This is a genomic window from Akkermansia sp. N21116 (genome assembly GCF_029854705.2).
Lineage (GTDB): Bacteria > Verrucomicrobiota > Verrucomicrobiia > Verrucomicrobiales > Akkermansiaceae > Akkermansia.
Window position 1 is genome coordinate 365714 of the sequence record NZ_CP139035.1, and the last position, 17380, is coordinate 383093.

The 17380-nt window shown below is 51.9% G+C and carries 20 protein-coding genes; 13 read left to right on the top strand and 7 right to left on the bottom strand.

Annotated elements, in window-relative coordinates; translation table 11 throughout:
• The first annotated feature begins 19 nt into the window (after positions 1–19).
• The 9 genes from QET93_RS01410 to QET93_RS01450 all read left to right on the top strand — a co-directional run bounded on the left by QET93_RS01410 (position 20) and on the right by QET93_RS01450 (position 6896).
• Positions 20–244 carry an ATPase gene (locus QET93_RS01410; protein ID WP_280125852.1) on the top strand — a complete coding sequence of 75 codons (225 nt, stop codon included), beginning with the start codon at positions 20–22 and terminating at the stop codon, positions 242–244.
• Positions 245–317: 73 nt separating this feature from the next.
• A complete protein-coding gene (locus QET93_RS01415; protein WP_280125853.1) occupies positions 318–857 on the top strand; it encodes an ATP synthase F0 subunit B in 540 nt (179 codons plus the stop codon).
• A 46-nt stretch (positions 858–903) separates the two neighbouring features.
• Entirely contained in the window at positions 904–1311 is a 408-nt protein-coding gene (locus tag QET93_RS01420; protein ID WP_280132997.1) for a F0F1 ATP synthase subunit delta, read from the top strand.
• A gap of 40 nt (positions 1312–1351) precedes the next feature.
• On the top strand, positions 1352–2884 hold the full coding sequence (gene atpA, locus QET93_RS01425) for a F0F1 ATP synthase subunit alpha (RefSeq protein ID WP_280125855.1): 1533 nt from the start codon (positions 1352–1354) through the stop codon (positions 2882–2884).
• 32 nt (positions 2885–2916) lie between these two features.
• Positions 2917–3789 carry an ATP synthase F1 subunit gamma gene (gene atpG / locus QET93_RS01430; RefSeq protein WP_280125856.1) on the top strand — a complete coding sequence of 291 codons (873 nt, stop codon included), beginning with the start codon at positions 2917–2919 and terminating at the stop codon, positions 3787–3789.
• Positions 3790–3867: 78 nt separating this feature from the next.
• Positions 3868–5289, top strand: coding sequence for a F0F1 ATP synthase subunit beta (gene atpD, locus QET93_RS01435; RefSeq protein WP_280125857.1), 1422 nt, complete (start codon positions 3868–3870; stop codon positions 5287–5289).
• A 21-nt stretch (positions 5290–5310) separates the two neighbouring features.
• Positions 5311–5727, top strand: a complete 417-nt coding sequence (gene atpC, locus QET93_RS01440; protein WP_280125858.1) for an ATP synthase F1 subunit epsilon — start codon at positions 5311–5313, stop codon at positions 5725–5727.
• A 100-nt stretch (positions 5728–5827) separates the two neighbouring features.
• The gene (locus tag QET93_RS01445; protein ID WP_280125859.1) at positions 5828–6358 is read left to right on the top strand and encodes a hypothetical protein; all 531 of its coding nucleotides are present in this window, start codon (positions 5828–5830) and stop codon (positions 6356–6358) included.
• A 124-nt stretch (positions 6359–6482) separates the two neighbouring features.
• Positions 6483–6896, top strand: a complete 414-nt coding sequence (locus tag QET93_RS01450) for a hypothetical protein (RefSeq protein ID WP_280125860.1) — start codon at positions 6483–6485, stop codon at positions 6894–6896.
• Between the two features lie 185 nt (positions 6897–7081).
• Here the strand turns inward: QET93_RS01450 and QET93_RS01455 are convergent, their stop codons facing one another.
• Complete coding sequence (locus QET93_RS01455) at positions 7082–7651, bottom strand: elongation factor P (RefSeq protein WP_280125861.1); 570 nt, start codon at positions 7649–7651, stop codon at positions 7082–7084.
• Positions 7652–7741: 90 nt separating this feature from the next.
• Positions 7742–8260 carry a SprT-like domain-containing protein gene (locus QET93_RS01460; protein WP_280132998.1) on the bottom strand — a complete coding sequence of 173 codons (519 nt, stop codon included), beginning with the start codon at positions 8258–8260 and terminating at the stop codon, positions 7742–7744.
• A gap of 83 nt (positions 8261–8343) precedes the next feature.
• Between QET93_RS01460 and QET93_RS01465 the strand changes: the two genes are divergently transcribed.
• Positions 8344–9453, top strand: a complete 1110-nt coding sequence (locus tag QET93_RS01465) for a DUF5009 domain-containing protein (protein ID WP_280125863.1) — start codon at positions 8344–8346, stop codon at positions 9451–9453.
• A 171-nt stretch (positions 9454–9624) separates the two neighbouring features.
• A complete protein-coding gene (locus QET93_RS01470) occupies positions 9625–11064 on the top strand; it encodes a Gfo/Idh/MocA family oxidoreductase (RefSeq protein ID WP_280132999.1) in 1440 nt (479 codons plus the stop codon).
• Between the two features lie 64 nt (positions 11065–11128).
• On the opposite strand, the gene QET93_RS01475 is transcribed toward QET93_RS01470, so the two are convergent.
• The 3 genes from QET93_RS01475 to QET93_RS01485 form a co-directional block, all read right to left on the bottom strand.
• Positions 11129–11641 carry a hypothetical protein gene (locus tag QET93_RS01475; protein ID WP_322190058.1) on the bottom strand — a complete coding sequence of 171 codons (513 nt, stop codon included), beginning with the start codon at positions 11639–11641 and terminating at the stop codon, positions 11129–11131.
• 108 nt (positions 11642–11749) lie between these two features.
• Positions 11750–12016: a hypothetical protein gene (locus QET93_RS01480; protein ID WP_322190059.1), complete on the bottom strand. Its 267-nt coding sequence runs from the start codon at positions 12014–12016 to the stop codon at positions 11750–11752.
• A 169-nt stretch (positions 12017–12185) separates the two neighbouring features.
• Positions 12186–13328, bottom strand: a complete 1143-nt coding sequence (locus tag QET93_RS01485; RefSeq protein WP_280133002.1) for an alkaline phosphatase — start codon at positions 13326–13328, stop codon at positions 12186–12188.
• A gap of 175 nt (positions 13329–13503) precedes the next feature.
• Here QET93_RS01485 and ilvN point away from each other — a divergent pair, with 175 nt between their 5' ends.
• Entirely contained in the window at positions 13504–14007 is a 504-nt protein-coding gene (gene ilvN, locus QET93_RS01490; protein ID WP_280125867.1) for an acetolactate synthase small subunit, read from the top strand.
• Between the two features lie 119 nt (positions 14008–14126).
• On the opposite strand, the gene QET93_RS01495 is transcribed toward ilvN, so the two are convergent.
• Positions 14127–14996 carry an HAD family hydrolase gene (locus QET93_RS01495; protein WP_280125868.1) on the bottom strand — a complete coding sequence of 290 codons (870 nt, stop codon included), beginning with the start codon at positions 14994–14996 and terminating at the stop codon, positions 14127–14129.
• Between the two features lie 288 nt (positions 14997–15284).
• Here QET93_RS01495 and QET93_RS01500 point away from each other — a divergent pair, with 288 nt between their 5' ends.
• The gene (locus tag QET93_RS01500) at positions 15285–16733 is read left to right on the top strand and encodes an alpha-L-fucosidase (protein ID WP_280133003.1); all 1449 of its coding nucleotides are present in this window, start codon (positions 15285–15287) and stop codon (positions 16731–16733) included.
• A gap of 82 nt (positions 16734–16815) precedes the next feature.
• Here the strand turns inward: QET93_RS01500 and kdpC are convergent, their stop codons facing one another.
• Positions 16816–17376, bottom strand: coding sequence for a potassium-transporting ATPase subunit KdpC (gene kdpC / locus QET93_RS01505; protein ID WP_280133004.1), 561 nt, complete (start codon positions 17374–17376; stop codon positions 16816–16818).
• Positions 17377–17380: the final 4 nt, after the last annotated feature.

The following is a 17380-nucleotide window of genomic DNA, read 5'->3' on the forward strand; positions in this document are numbered from 1 at the left end:
TAAATAGAGACCAAATAAAATGATTGAATACGTTCCCATGCTTGCCGAAGTAGCAGGCAATATTCACAACATCGGCTTCGGCCTTTCCACCATCGGTGCCGGCATCGGTATCGGCATCATCGGCGCCAAGGCTGCGGAAGCAACCGGACGCAACCCTTCCTCCTTCTCTTCCGTCATGGTTATTTCCATTACTCTGGCGGCTCTTATTGAAGGGGTTGCCCTGATCTCCATTTTCGTTAACTAAGCGGATTCGGTATCGTCCGGTCAGGAATACAATACCGGCCGGACGATTGACCCCGTATTCTTTTTCTTCAATTATGATCGTTACTATTCTCGCCGATGCCGGCAGTCAGTCCTGGAACCCGTTCGCTTCATTCGGTGTAACGAGTTGGGAGCCTCTTGTCTCCAACCTGATTGCCTTCATCCTGATGATCATCATCCTGCGCATTTTTGCCTTCAAGCCGATCCGGGAAATGCTCCAGAAGCGAAAAGACCGCATCGCCGAAGCCGAATACATGCGTGCCGAAAGCGAACGTAAACTGGCTTCTGTCCAGAAGGAAGCCAAGGAGATACTCGTCAAAGCCGGTCAGGAAGGCCAGGAACAGGTCGTCAAGGCCAAGGAAGCAGCTTCCAAACTACTCCAATCCAAGGAAGAAGAGGCAGCCCGTATGGCACGCGACATGATCGCCCGTTCGGAAGAAGCCGTTGCCATCGAGACCAAACAGGCACGGGAAGAACTCAAAAAAGACTTTGTCCGCATGGTAGCGCTCGCCACAGCCCAGGTTTCCGGCAAGGTGCTGACAGACGAAGACCACAGGCGCATTAACCAGGAATTGATCCAGGAGATCAAATCCTGACACCATCTCCCCTTTTCCCTCTATTTCATTCAGGCGAAACTTCATCATGAAAATTTCGAAGGACACCCAGACCAAGGCACGCAGGCTCCTGAAGCTATGTATGGTAAACGGCTTTCTTGATCATGCCCGTGTCCGGACAATCGCCCGGACTCTGGCCGAACGAAAGCCGAGAAACTACCTGCCCCTTCTCTCGGCATTCGCTAATCTCGTCCGTCTCGAACTCGCCAAAAAAACTGTCACCGTACAAAGCGCCGTCCCTCTGACAGATGCGGAAAAATCCGACATCGCATCCGGGCTGGAACAAAAATACGGACCGGGCCTGGACTATGACTGGAGTATCCTCCCCGAATTAATCGGCGGCATTCATCTTCAAATAGGTGACAACGTACTGGACGGTACTTTGAAAACGCGCATCGACAAACTCCGCCAATCCGTCGAATCCCTTCATTTCTGATTTTCCTCCCCCCTAACCAATTTTCCTCCAATACAATTCCATGAACAGCATTCTTCAAGAACTGGAAGCTGAAATCACCAAGGCCAGCACAGCAATCAACCAGGAAAACGTAGGTGTCATCCGGACGGTTGGTGACGGCGTTGCAAAAATCGAAGGCCTGAGCAACGTCATGCTAAGTGAAATGATCGATTTCCCCGGCGGAGTTAAAGGCATGGCCATGAATCTGGAAGAAAACGAAGTCGGAGCCATCATCATCGGCGACGATTCCGGATTGAAGGAAGGGGATGAAGTCAAAACCACCGGGAAACTCCTTTCCGTGCCCGTTGGTCGCGCCCTGCTCGGACGCGTCGTCAGCACCCTCGGAGAACCGTTGGACGGCAAAGGCCCAATTGCAGCCGAAGCCTGGTATCCCGTAGAAAAAATTGCCTCGGGCATCATCTCCCGTGAACCCGTTTCCGTACCCGTCCAGACGGGAATTCTGCCTGTGGATGCCATGATTCCGATTGGCCGAGGCCAGCGTGAATTGATCATTGGCGACCGTTCCACCGGTAAAACAGCCATTGCCTTGGACACGATGATTGCCCAAGGAGAACAAAACCGCAAAGCCGAAGCAGGACTTCTGCCCGGTCATCGTCCCCTCTACAATATCTACGTTGCCATCGGCCAGAAGAGATCCAAAGTCAAACGCCTCATCACCAAGCTTGAAGAAACGGGCACCATGCCCTATTCCATCATCGTCGTCGCTTCCGCTTCGGATCCTGCCGCCATGCAGTACCTGGCTCCCTATGCCGGCTGTGCCATGGGCGAATATTTCATGGACCAGGGAGAAGACGCCCTGATCGTCTATGACGACCTTTCCAAGCATGCCGTAGCCTATCGTCAAGTATCCCTCATCCTGCGTCGTCCATCCGGACGCGAAGCCTACCCCGGCGACGTGTTCTATCTGCACAGCCGCCTTCTGGAACGTGCAGCCCGCCTGAATTCCGCCCATGGAGGAGGCTCCCTGACAGCTCTACCCATTATTGAAACCCAGGCAGGCGACGTATCCGCCTACATCCCGACCAACGTCATTTCTATCACGGACGGCCAGATTTTCCTCGAAACGGATTTATTCTACCAAGGGGTGCGGCCGGCCATTAATGTCGGTATTTCCGTCTCCCGCGTCGGATCCGCCGCCCAGACCAAGATCATCAAAAAACTGGCAGGTTCGCTGAAACTGGACCTCGCCCAGTACACGGAACTCCAGGCTTTTGCCCAGTTCGGCTCAGATCTGGATCCCTCCACAAAAGCCAAACTGGAACGAGGCAGCCGCATCGTAGAAGTTTTCAAACAGAAACAGTACGAACCCATGTCCCTTGGTCTGGAAGCCGGCGTCCTTTACGCCATGCAGAAGGGTTACATGGACGACGTTCCCGTCAACCGGATCAAAGAATTCCAGATCGCTCTGGAAACGGATCTTCAGGACAAGCACGAAGATCTGCTTGAAGAAATCAACCGCGTCAAGGAACTCACGGAGGACATCGACTCCAAGCTCAAACAGGCAATCGAAAGTTTCAAGGCCATCTGGTCCTGATCCAGGCAGGAACCGTACCAAATTAAGCCATTATGGGAAATTCAAGAGACATCCGGCGGAGAATCAAATCCGTCAAGAATACATCGCAAATTACACGTGCGATGCAAATGGTAGCATCCGCCAAGATGCGGCTCGCCCAAGACCATGCTCTCAAGGGAAGATCCTATATAGGCGCCCTCGCCGAAGCGCTCTACCACCTTCGGGACGAAATCGCGGAGCAATCCAACCCCCTCCTGCGCGACAACCATTCCGATGTAGAACTGGTACTCGTCGTCAATACGGATCGCGGTCTCTGCGGCGGATTAAACGTGAACCTCTTCAAAGAAGTCCGCTCCCAGGTATCTCCCCAGGCCCATTTTGTCACTCTGGGCCGCAAATTGAATGCCACATTCGCCCGCGTCGGTGCCATCATCGACGCAACCTGGAGTCTGAGCGAGCCACTGCAACTGTTAGAACTCCGCCCCGTCTTCGACTACCTCATGCAGCAATTCCTGCACGGGGAATACGGACGTGTTCTGGTTGCATTCCCGTCTTTCGTCAACACCATGGTGCAGAAGCCGGTCATTCGCCAGCTCTTCCCGATTGATACGGAAGCCCTCAAGGCACTCGTCCAGGAAGGCGGACATGCCTTGCGCGATCAAGACGAGCAGCCCTACAAGCTGGAGCCCTCCCCCCACGAAGTCCTGAAAACTCTTCTCCCCCTCTACCTCTTCTATATCCTTGTCCAGATCGTACTGGAGGCACGGGCATCCGAACAATCCGCCCGTATGGTTTCCATGAAGGCCGCTACGGAAAACGCCCATGGTATCATTGATGACCTGACGCTGGAATACAACAAAGCCCGCCAAGACCAGATCACCAACGAACTTCTGGAAATCACCACCGCCATGAAAGCCATGGAATAACAGATCTCCGGCATTTCTGATCCTTTCAAACATCCATTTCAAGTTACCAATTTTCACCCCCATCCTCACCGTCTCATTATGAATACAGGCATCATCGTCCAGATCATCGGCGCCGTGGTTGACGTGGACTTTTCCCAGGCTCCGTCGATTCCCTCCCTTCTGAATGCGTTGGAAGTCGACCTCGTCGTTGACGGAAAACCCAAAACACTCGTCCTGGAAGTCCAGCAGCACATCGGCGACGGCTGGGTACGCACCATCGCGATGAGCTCCACGGACGGTTTGCGCCGGAGCATGCCCGTACGCGACACGGGAGCTCCCATCCAAGTACCCGTCGGAGAAGGAACACTGGGCCGCATCTTCAATGTCCTCGGCAACGCCGTGGACGAACGGGGCCCTGTCAAATACGACAAAAAGTACTCCATCCACCGTCCCGCTCCCTCCCTGGCAGAACAAGCCAACAGTACCGAAGTGCTCGAAACCGGGATCAAGGTCATCGATCTGATCTGCCCTTTCCTGAAAGGCGGCAAGGTCGGCACATTCGGCGGAGCCGGTGTCGGCAAGACGGTATTGATCATGGAATTGATCAACAACATCGCCAAGGCGCGAAGCGGCCTCTCCATCTTTGCCGGCGTCGGCGAACGTACGCGCGAAGGAAACGACTTGTACAACGAAATGATTGAATCCGGCGTCATCAACATCGAGGATCCGGAGCAATCTAAAGTAGCCCTCGTTTACGGTCAGATGAACGAACCCCCGGGCGCCCGTCTCCGTGTTGCACTGTCCGCTCTGTCTATGGCGGAATATTTCCGCGACGAAGAAGGCAAGGACGTGCTCCTTTTCATTGATAACATCTTCCGCTTCTCGCAGGCCGGCTCCGAAGTATCCGCCCTGCTGGGACGTACTCCCTCCGCCGTGGGCTACCAGCCCAATCTGGCCGAGGAAATGGCCAACCTGCAGGAACGTATCACCTCGACCCAAAAAGGCTCCATCACCTCCATGCAGGCCGTTTACGTGCCTGCAGACGACTTGACGGACCCGGCGCCAGCTACCACATTCGCCCACCTGGATGCCACCGTCGTACTGGAACGCAGCCTGGCGGCACAAGGCCTGTTCCCTGCCGTTGAACCGTTAGCATCCACCTCTGCCGCTCTTTCTCCGGAAATCGTCGGAGAAGAGCACTATCGCGTGGCGCGCGGCGTACAGCAGATCCTCCAGCGCTACAAAGATCTTCAGGATATGATCGCCATCCTCGGCATGGACGAACTCTCTGAAGAAGACAAGCTGGTTGTTGGCCGCGCCCGTAAAATCCAGAAATTCCTCTCCCAGCCCGTCCATGTCGCAGAAGTCTTTTCCGGCATTCCGGGCGAATACGTCCCCTTGTCCGAAACCATCCGGGGATTCAGTGAAATTCTTGCCGGCAAATGGGACAATATTCCCGAAGGAGACTTTTTCATGAAGGGTAATATCGACTCCGTTATCGCCAAAAAGGAACAGTCCTAACGACATCCACCTGCCATCCTCATGCCAATCAGCCTTGAAATTGTTACGCCGCTAGGCGTTGCCCGTTCCCTGGACACCGAATACGTTTACGTCCCGGGCGCACAAGGAGAACTGGGCATTCTTCCGGGACACGAGCCCCTGATCACGATCATTTCCCCCGGAGAACTGCGCTGCAAGCCCGCCGGAACGGAACAAGAGGAATTCCTCGTAGTCGGCAACGGCTTTCTCCAAGTCGTCAACGACCGTATTACCGTCGTCACCGACTTGGCCTTGGAGGATGCCCAAATCGACGAGCATAGCGTAGAAAAAGCCATCGCCGCCGCCAAGGAAGCCTTGAAAGAACGTGAAACCATGTCCCGTGAAGAACAAGCCCGCTACGAAGCAAATCTCGCCAAGCAGCTGGCCGTTCTAAGCTTCAAAAAGAGAAAGAACAGGTAAAGGCTGTTCTGTTGAACGAAACCGGAAGACTTCGTGTCCAACCAGGTAAAGCAACCGAAATGGACAGTTGCCTGGAAATCTAATATTCCCCGTTACCACTATGTTATGGAATGATCGATTTGAAGCCCTGTTTCGTGAATCCGTCGCCCGCTTCCAAGAGGGGCAACACAACATCGAAACCTTTTTTACGGAACGCGAAAAAGCTTTTCTAGCCACCATCGGCTACAAGCCGAGGGAAATGTTCGACTTTGTTGAGGACTACGCCCAGGAAGGAGTGCCCACTCCATCCACGGCCCTTCTTGTTGCCGCAGTCCGGCGCGATTACTTCCTGACGATCCAGAAGGGGCAGCCGGATCTATCAGAACCGGTTACGGTCAATCAGCTCCCCACCTTCGGAGATCAGCTCCAGGACATTGCCTACCTTCCACGCATTATCAAGAAGGCAGAAGCCAAGCTGCGCGGCACTCTGGATCCGGACGTCATGTTCTGTTGCGGAGGAGACCGTAATTTCCTGCGTGAACACGGCAATATCCACCCGGCGGATTTTCTGAGAGTCGTCTGGGCAGCCGACAAAGATGAATCCAAAATAGCCGCCTACGTCAAAGCTGCCATGAGAGAGGCCGAATCTTGAGACTTCCCTACAAATTCAGTCTTGCAATTTTGAAGGGAAAATCCTAATAGATAAAACCGTTCGTTTGCCGGTTTCCAAGAAAAGAAGCCTGCATTCCTATTGACTCTAATTATCCCAATCTATCATGAATATCCAAACTGCCGTCCTTTGTGACTATGCCGCCGACTACCAAGGCAAACTTTGCTTCCAAGGTGCATTCGATACGCTTTTTGCCCAGAACACTCCCGTGATCCATCCGATGTGCTCCCTGGCTCTCCGCATCTGCATGACGCCCGAAGATGCCGGCGACCACAAGCTCGGTATTTCTGTCGTAGATGAAGACGGCAAAGCTCTTGATCCGGAACGCATGCCTATCACAGGCGATTTGACGGTGGCCCTTCCCGAAGGAGCTTCCTTCTTCACCCGCAACCTGATCATGAACTTCCAAGGATTGCGCTTTGAAAAACCCGGTGATTATTCCGTCGACATCGCTCTTGATGGCGACATCATCTGCCGCGTTCCCCTGCGCGTCGTCAAAGTCGACGCCCCCCAGGCCTAAGCATTCCGGCTTTTTCCCATGGCGGGTTTCCGACTTTCATGTCGGAGACCCGCTTTTTTTATCCACGGAAAACGGAGAAGCTTGGAGTATCCGGCAAGTCCCGCCACAAAAAACTGCGACGCCCTGCTTCAAGAAACAGGTACGCCGCAGTTGTTCAAAATAATTTCAGAGAAGGCGCGCCGGAATTATCCGTTAACACGACCAAGATAGGTGCCGTCTTCCGTTTTAACGGAAATACGTTCGCCGGGCTTAATGAACAGAGGAACCTGGACAACGAGTCCCGTAGTCATTTTAGCCGACTTGTACACGTTGTTTGCAGAATCGCCTTTAACACCTTCGGGAGCTTCTTCCACCGTCATGGTGATCGCAGCCGGCAGCTCAATTGAACAAGCCGTACCGTCCGTAAACAGGAGAATGTAGATCTGGCCTTCCATCAGGTAGTCCTTGACGGGCTCGACAATGTCTTCCGTAACGGTTACATCTTCGAAGGTTTCGGGTTCCATGAAATGGTAGCCCATACCGTCTACGTAGCTAAATTCGTATTCTTCACGAGCCAAATTCACGCCTTCCAGAGATTCGTTGGAAGTCATGCGGAGATTGTACACTTTCTTGGAAGAAATACTGCGGATGGTCATCTGCACATAGGATGCCATGCGAGGCGGGCACTTGTGCTCCATGTTGGTGACAACACAAACGTCATTGTTATAATTGACGGCGTGGCCCTTGCGAAGGTTGATTACGGGTACTTTTGCCATTGCGCGGGGAGGATAAACGCACGGAATCAGGCAGTCAAGTTTTTGCAAGCTTAAAATGCAAATTCCGACACCATTTGTTTTTGAAAAAGCTCACTCCCCCCTGTCGACTTCCACCAGTTCCAGCAATCCTTTGGTTTCAGGCCTGTTGCGAATCATAACACGACTCAGATACCGGTGACAGGCAGGCTTCCTATAGTATCCGGCAACGAATTCTCCCGTTGTCTTGATCCGGAGAATATACCGGTACGATCCCTCCTGGATTTCTCCTGGCATGGCTTTGGCTCGAGGAACGGCTCCAACACGCAGGCACCATTCCCTCCACTGCCTGCCATGCCCCTGTTCACGGGAATGAACCCACGCCAGGGCATGAGCGATTTCATGGAAAACCGTGTCGATAATTTGTCCGGAATTATCGGAATTGAGTTTGACGAAGTGCCTGGAAAGAGTAATAAGCTGGTCCTTGTATCGGCAGGATCCCAGTCTTCTCCGGGCACGATCCCAGCGGAACGACCAGTTCACCAGCCCCCAACGGTTCAATTCATCGCGAACAAACCGCTCAATCTCTCCTTCGCCGGAGAACGAGGGATGCGTGTCTCTTTCTGCTGCCATGCCGGTGTATGCTACTCCGATCCATTCCGGCTACCATGTCGAATTCATGACATGGCGGCTTTCCACCTTTCCCTCCAACTCCCATGAACGCACCTCCCCCAGCCTCTCCTTCCCAGCGTATCGCAGCCATAGATGCCTTGCGCGGATTCGACATGTTCTTCCTCACCGGAGGCCTTTCCATCTTTCTGGCAGTTTCCCGCCTTGCCTGGAATCCCGTACCGGAATGGCTTGCCTATCATACACGCCATGTTCCGTGGATCGGATTTTCCGCGTGGGATCTCGTCATGCCTCTGTTCATTTTCATCGTCGGATCGGCCATGCCGTTTTCCATCGGCAAGGCTATGGGACAATCTCCGAAGTGGAAAATCTATCTGAAGATTCTGAAAAGAGTCGTACTCCTTTTCCTCCTCGGCATGGTAGCGCAGGGCAACCTGCTCTCCTTTCAACCGGATCGTATCCACCTGTTCTGCAACACCCTTCAAGCCATTGCCGGCGGATATCTGATTGCTGCCATCTGCATGCTTCACCTGCCCCGTTCCTGGCGTCCCTGGATCGCCTTGGTTCTGCTTGCCGTCTATGCCTTGGTTCTGCAATTCATTCCATATGGCGGAAACCCTGCCGGAACTCTGGAGCCCGACAACAACCTTGCCCTCTATATCGACAAGACTCTGGAGGGACGCTTCCAGGACGGCACCAACTATGCCTGGATCCTGCCTCAGCTTTCTTTTGGCGCATTGACTCTTTTGGGAGTATGGGCGGGAGACATTCTCAAACATGGAACGGGGCATGCCCAAAAGGTGGCAATGCTTGCGACGGCAGGAGCATTATCCCTGGGACTCGGCTATGCCTGGAGTCTGCAGCTTCCTATCATTAAGCATCTGTTCACCAGCTCCATGGTTCTATGGGCGGCAGGATGGTGTTTCCTTCTTCTGGCAGTTTTCTACATCATTGCCGATATTCTGAAACAAAACTGGCTCTTCTTTCCCTTGAAGGTTATCGGGTGCAACGCCATTTTTGTCTACATGTGGACATGTGTTTGCCCCCCGGAGGGTAATTTGTCCCGGGCTCTATTTGCGGGGTTCAGCTCCTGCTTCGGCAATGCCTCCAACTTTGTTTTCCAGCTCTGCAACTATGCGCTCATTTGGGGGATCCTGTACTTTCTCTATGCGAAAAAGACATTCATCAAAATCTGATCTGTCGGTTCAGGAGTGCAAAAACATCAGACCATCAATTAAATATATACGCACTAAATCCCGATTTCTTTCAAAAAAAATGCTTTGATCTCAAAAAACACATTTTGTGTGTATTAACGGCATTTTTCTATTTGCAGAAGGAGGGCAAATCATCCTATATGGTTCTTTACCATGATCTCTAATAACTCTTCTCGACGTTTGTTTCTGAAACAGGCTCTCGCCATCTCGGCAGCAGCCTCCGTACCAGCCTTCTGGATTCCGAAGTCCTACGCCGCCACACCGGGTGGACGTATCATCAGCCCGAACGATAAAGTCAACCTTGCCCTCATCGGCATTGGCAACCGGGGTGGAGAAATAGGCCTTGCCATGAACTCCACCGGCCTCTGCAACATCGTCGCCCTGTGCGATGTCGACATGGGCGCGCCCCATACGCGCAAGCTGATGTCCAAGTTCCCTGACGCACCTCGTTTTCAGGATTTCCGCAAAATGTTCGACAAAATGTCGGACAAGATCGATGCCGTCTGCATCGGTGTTCCGGATCATAGCCACTTCCCCATTACCATGGAAGCCATGGCCCGCGGCAAACATGTCTATGTGGAAAAGCCCATGGCCCGTACATTCCAGGAAATCGAACTCATGATGAAGGGAGCCGATAAATTCGGCGTCGTCACCCAAATGGGCAACCAGGGCCATTCGGAAGGCAACTACTTCCAGTTCAAAGCCTGGAAGGAAGCTGGCATCATCAAGGACGTTACCGCTATCACGGCCCACATGAACTCCGCTCGCCGCTGGCACGGCTGGGATCCAAAAATCACGCACATGCCCCTGGGCGAACCTGTCCCCAAGACGCTTGACTGGGACACATGGCTGAGTGCCGTCGCCCACCATGACTACAACCACGATTACCACCTCGGCCAATGGCGTTGCTGGTACGACTTCGGCATGGGAGCCCTCGGCGACTGGGGCGCTCACATTCTCGACACCGCCCACGAATTCCTTGAACTGGGGCTTCCCTATGAAGTCAACCCGTTGATGTTAAAGGATCATAATCCTTTCTTCTTCCCAATGTCCTCCACCATCCTGTTCCGCTTTCCGAAACGCAGCGGCATGCCTCCCGTGGATATTACCTGGTACGATGGTGTCGATAACATCCCCGCTGTGCCGGAAGGCTATGGGGTCTCCGAAGTCGATCCCAACATACCCACCGTCGCCGGCGGCAAACTCCAACCAGCCAAGCTGAATCCCGGCAAGGAAATTTATTCGAAGGAGCTCACCTTCAAGGGAGGTTCCCACGGTAGCACACTCTCCATCATCCCGCCCGACAAGGCCAGGGAAATGCAGTCCCGCCTGCCCGAAGTACCGAAGAGCACATCCAACCACTTCGCCAACTTCCTCCTGGCCTGCATGGGCAAGGAAAAGACGCGTTCCCCGTTCTCTGTTGCCGGGCCGCTCAGCCAGGTATTCTGCCTGGGCGTCCTTGCCCAGCGCCTGAACCGAAAGATCATTCTGGACCGCGCCACCAAGCAGATCACAAACGATGAAGAAGCCAATAAGCTTCTCGCCGGAGCCCCTCCCCGCAAGGGCTGGGAACAGTACTACAACATCGTCTAAGCCATGCTTCGGTGAACATGTCACATCAAAACACCTGTCCCGGAATAATTCGCCGGGACAGGTGTTATATTTGTTCCGTCAACGCATCAAAACGTTCCCGGCACCCCTGGTGCGGCCACGAGCCATTGGAACAGGCCTTATAATAACGAAGCGCTTTTTCCTTGTCCACCTGCGTTCCAATCCCTCGTTCATGGACTATGCCCAAAACATAACAGACGGGACCTTCCATGGGAACTCCGTGAAAATCGGGATTGTCCATAGACATAGCAAGCCGATAGGCCTCACTTTCGTCCCGTCCCGGAAACTCCGGATGCCGCAACACCATGGAAATGGCATCTAATTTGACACAGTTGGGAAAAGACAATTTCCTCTTGATGTGATCATCCCAGGGCCATCCATCATCATATTTCATCATCCACAGGCAATATGGAACCGAAGGAGCTACCAGGCTCATCAGGTTGCGCCACGCCTTCCCCAAGTCGACGGGGACGCCGATTCCTTGTTCATAAATTCCGGCAAACGCATAAGTCATCGTCAAATTGCCCTGCCGATAACATTTTTCTCCCCAAGCCGCCATGGCATCTCTGACAGGAGGAGAAGCAAAATTGCTCGTAAATCTTCTGATTGGTTCTGATCGGCATAAAGTCCAATTCAGGCAAAACCTTGAGCTAAAACAGACTCTCCTTCATCTCCTGAATAATCCGGAATCAAGGCTCAATGAAGAGATATAGCCAAACCGAGGCTCAAATCTGATCCATGTGTCAAAAAGCAATTTCACCAATTGCCCTGCTGCATGGGTATTACCCGCATCGGCTTTCTTTTTCAATTCTTCAATCACATATTCTCCCAGCGCAGGAGGATCTGTCTTCACGCACATATCCTGCAAGACCATATACGCCATAGCATCCCCGGACTGGATCGCTTCGTCAAAATCTCCATAACCGTTTACCAAACTGGGAAGGGGATGATAACCAGGCCACAATCTGTCCCATATCACATAATCCACTGCGGACTGTCTCACTTCCCGGAGATAATGAAGCAAGAACAAGGCACCCCGGCGTTTCAAATCAATCGCCCGAAGCCTCATTAGAGGACTTCGGGCGATCGCAGCAATTCACTTCTCATTTACTGCCATTCTTGAGCGCTTCGCGAATTCTGTTGCAGATTTCGGTATTTTCATACACTCCTGTGAAAACACCGCTACCAGCTCCATAGGCATAAACGGGAACAGCTACTTCATTGTGATTGCCGGTCGAGAATTTGCATTTCACTTCACCCTTTTCCTTATCGCCGCCAATCAGTGTCAGGCCGCCCGTATTGTGATCCGCAGTAATGACGACGAGCGTACCGGGGTGTTGCGATGCCCAGGAAAGCACCTTGCCGACGGTACGATCAAAATCGTACAATTCATCCAGCATAACAGGAAGATTGTTGGCATGGGCTTCTTTATCGATCTTGGAACCTTCGACCATTAGGAAAAATCCCTTTTTATTGCCTGCCAATATGTCAATAGCCTTCATCACCGCCTTTTCCAACACGTCGCCACGCTCGGACGGCTTGGCCAAATTACCCTTATCCACTACTGCAAATACCCGGCCTTCTTTAACAGCATCCGTCTCTTCCCAATTCCTGGCTATAGTATAGCCGGCTTTCTTCATTTCGGCGAACAAATTACGTCCGTCGGGACGCCCTTCGAACTTGGCCGAGCCACCACCGAAAATAAAATCTGCCTTACTGGTCGGAAAACAGGCGGCAATATCCCAAGCTTGGGAACGATTCGGAGCATTAGCACAAAAAGCAGCCGGAGTTGCATCCGTTAAATCGCATGTCACGACTACGCCGGTCGATTTACCCATACCAGCGGCATCGTCAACAAGGGAATCAAGCTTCTTGCCATCGGGGGTCATACCGACAGTGCCATATGTCGTCTTACTACCGGAAGCCAGAGCCGTACCGGAAGCTGCGGAATCCGTTATCAGTTTGTCCGTACACCAGGTTTTCGCAAGACCGGTTACCGTGCAATGCTCCAGATTCAACTTTCCTTTGTTAGCGGCCCACGCCGTAAACACATGGTGCATCCCCATGCCGTCGCCGATCATGAAGATAACATTTTTAACGGGAACATCGGAAGGTACGGCAGCAACGGCTTTCACGGGATAATCCTTTTCAAAGGTATAAACCTGTTCGATATCCACCTTGGCGGCCCATGCGGAGGCATACGCCATTGCCGCACACAAACCTAAAGAAAGAAGCGTCTTTTTCATCGTTGTCGCACTATAAATCTTCCTGAATAAAAGCCAAGAGTAAACAAAAAACAAATTCGTCAAAATGTTACGGGACCTCTTACTAACGCATCTTCCGGTTTTGCCGGATTTCAACGGGCTTGACGCTTACCCCCGATTCATGCACAGTATGTGCCGCTTAACAAAGCGATACATTATGACCCGTCACACCATATCAGTACTTGTTGAAAATAAATTCGGCGTGCTTGCCCGCATTGCCGGACTTTTCAGTGGACGAGGCTACAATATTCATTCATTGAACGTGGCCCCGAGTCAGGATCCCCGATTCTCGCGCATGACAATTGTCGTCCGCGAACGGGAAGATGTCCTGAATCAAATCATCAAGCACCTGGAAAAGCTAGTCAACACGGTCGAAGTCATCGACTTCAGAAATACCGACAACGTGTATCGCGAAATCGTTCTCCTTCGCGTCGGTGTTACGGCGCAGACGCGGCATGAAGTTGTCGAACTTAGCCGTCTGTTCCACGCCCAGATCGTGGACGTCACCAAAGATACGCTCACTATTGAAGTCACAGGCGACGAATTCAAAATCGACCGGTTCCTGACGTTGATGAAGGACTACGACATCCAGTTGCTGACCCGCAGCGGCAAAATCGCTCTTCCCAAACCGGAACAGGAAGATTGCGATCGGAATGCCTAATCTATTTTAAGTAACTCTTTCGATACTATCCCCTGCGGAATTCGCTTCCGCAGGGGATTTAAGTTATAGAAGTTCCACCTTCTATAAGGTTTCCGCTTTACGTTTCCCTGTCAATTCGTTCAACGGTGACCCAGCATCGTTTTGAACAGTCCCAAGCCAATCAAAAAATAGGTCACAAGCATGAGGATCAGCAAAATTTCCTTGCTGGAAAACGGATAAAGTATCTCCGACATGAATCCCAAGGCCAGGAAAAACATAACCAGCAAAATCAGGGTGTATCCCCAAAAAGACTTCCAAGGTTTGGGATTCCATATGCAGGGACGCGTCTTCCTGTCCAAATATAGCCTAAGCTGACTTATGGAAACAAACAGGTATGCGGGAACGGCCGCACGAAGGGCAGGAACGTCAGCCGTCGAAGCCCAAGCCGCAGAAACTGGAACAACTCCGGCAATCCGGGACGATTTCACATCGGCAGGAACATCGCCGACATACACGACATCTTCCGAGGCGCGAATATTAAAAATTTCACACAAATGATTAATTCTATTTGCCTTGACTACCTTCTCCGGAGAGCCTGTTCCGATAAAGCTGCCAAAGAATCTTGTGAGGCCGAATTGTTCCAATGTGATTTTTGCCGTCTCCGGTTCTTTGCCAGTGACAACTCCCAGGCAAATTCCTCTTTCTTCCAGCATTTCGAGCACCTCTATAACTCCGGGAAAAGGAGCAGGAGCCATTTCAGGATGCAATTCCTTATAATAGCGTAAAAACAACTCGTAGGCTCTTTCCCTCTTTTCCTCACTATCCGGCAAAAGACGATTGATCACTCCGCGGTCGGACGGTCCGAAGTAACAAGAGATTTCTTCATCTCCCAGTTCCCTGCCGTCTATGTCGCGAATCGTACGGCGGAAAGCTTCAAGGCACAACGGAAGCGTATCGCCCAACGTACCATCCATATCAAAAAGAACCGCCCGGATCATAGACAGAAGCATGCGGACACCTCGCAGGAGAGTCAACGACCATCTCAGTCTTAGCTCAAAAGAAAATAACAGGAACAAACGACCACGAATCACGTTATTTCTTTCAATGTCATATCATTACAAATGATGTCCATCGTACAATTTGAAACGAAATGAATCTTTCCGGTAAAAATTCATTGTCAAATGGAATTCTTCCGGCAATTATTCCCACGACAGAAAATTCGATAGCATAATGTACAAGCCATACATCACGTCTTGATAACACTATGTATCGAATGATCCAAAATACACAGTATCAACATGAAAAATATTCTCTTATCTCTTGCTCTTACACTGGCTCTGATGCCTTCCGACGGCTATGCCAAGCCAGCGCCTCCCAAACAGAGAGTGGAACTCAAGCATGGTTCCCACCGCACTGGCATGCGCACCGATGCCGACATGCAACAGTGGCGCGATTCCGGCTTGGGACAGTTCATCCACTGGGGGGTTTACGCTGTACCGGGCGGTCACTGGAACGGGAAAGTCTTCGGCGGCGCCGGAGAATGGATCCGCGTCTGGAATGAAATTCCCCACGACGTGTACGACAATTTTTACAAACAATTCAATCCCACCGAATTCGATGCAGCCAAGTGGGCGAAGCTCGCCAAGGAAATGGGAGTGAAGTACATGATCTTCACCACCAAACACCACGATGGTTTCTGCATGTGGCCTAGTAAATACACGGACTATACCATTGCCAATTCTCCGTACAAAAAGGATATCGTCAAGGAATTGGTCGATGCCTACACGAAGGAAGGTATCGACGTTCATCTCTACTTCTCCATTATTGACTGGAACCACAAGGGTTACATGTCCGGCACCCCGAAAACGCCGGAACAAAAGGCCGCCTACGAGGAATTCAAGAAGTTTACCCGCAATCAACTTTTCGAATTGCTGGAAAAATATCCCGAAACGAAAGGATTGTGGTTCGATGGTTCCTGGGATGCTTCCTGGAAGAGTGAATATGCCTGGGTCGACCAACTCGGCCAAGACCTGCGCAAGGCCAAACCGGGACTGATTATCGGCAGCCGTTTCCGCGCCGACGAAAACGGCAAACGCCACTACGACACTAATGGCGACCTCATCGACGACTATGACCAAACCTGGGAACGCGACCTCCCGGAAACTTACGACCAAGTGAAGGGTGTGGACTGGGATTGCTGCATGACGGTTCCCGAAAACGGCTGGGGTTATCATGCCACTTGGCTCACCTACGCCAAAAACAGTTACGATCTGATCGACATGATCATGCATGCCAATTCCATGGACGGCAACTTCGTCCTTAACTTCGGACCCGATGCCAAGGGCAATATCCGCCCGGAAGAAACGAAACTCGCCAAAGAAATAGGCGCATGGATGAAGGTCAACGGAGAAGCCGTTTACGGTGCGCATCATGCTAACCTAAAGCCCCAAGGCTGGGGTTACTACACTCAGAAGGAAGGTAAAACCTACCTTTCCGTCTTCAACCGTCCAATAGACAACCGGGTGAAGGTCGTCCTGCCCGGCAGCAAGGGAGCTCCCGAAAAAGCCTACCTTCTGGATGGTAAGACTCCTCTTGAAATCCTGCCCGGCGGCAAGAACAAAAGGAATGAAAACATCTACTACATCGCCATTCCACAGGATTACAAGACTGACAAGCCTTTCGTCATCGTTCTCGAAGGCGAAATCAAGGGAAGTAACAAGGGCAAGTACCAGCAGGCTTTGACTTAAAATATCCTTCTCCGAATCCATAGGAAAGGCGGTTCTTCCATGCTATTGGAAGAGAGCCGCCTTTCTCATTGATACAAAAAAGTTAGTTAAGCGCATCCAAGGCCAGGTTCAACATGAGGACATTGACTCCGTCCTCTCCCAGAAAACCGCCGGAAACCGTGTTTTGCCGTATCAGCTCTCGGACTTTACAGGAGGAAAGACGGCGAGCCTTCGCCACGCGTTCGACCTGAAATTCGGCTGCCGCCGGGGAAATATGCGGATCCAATCCGCTACCGGAGGCAAACAGGAGATCGGAAGGAACAGGAGTCCCCGACGGAAATCCATGGGATTTCCACAAAAATTCCCTCCGTTCCTCAACGATCTTTTTCAATTCGGCAGAACTCCAGGACAGATTACTCGCCCCCGACGGAAGCGTCGCATAATCCGCTGCCGATGGACGCGGCCAGAAATAATTCTCTCCGGTGACAGGTTGGGCTACCAATTCGGAACCGACCAAACGACCGTCTTTTGCCTGCAGCATGCTTCCACGCGCTTCACGAGGAAACAAAGCTAATGCCAACCCTGTAACAAGCAGAGGGTAGACCAGGCCGGTTACGATAGCCAGGGCGAGAAACAGTCTCAGATTATTGCATTTCAATTTCATAATA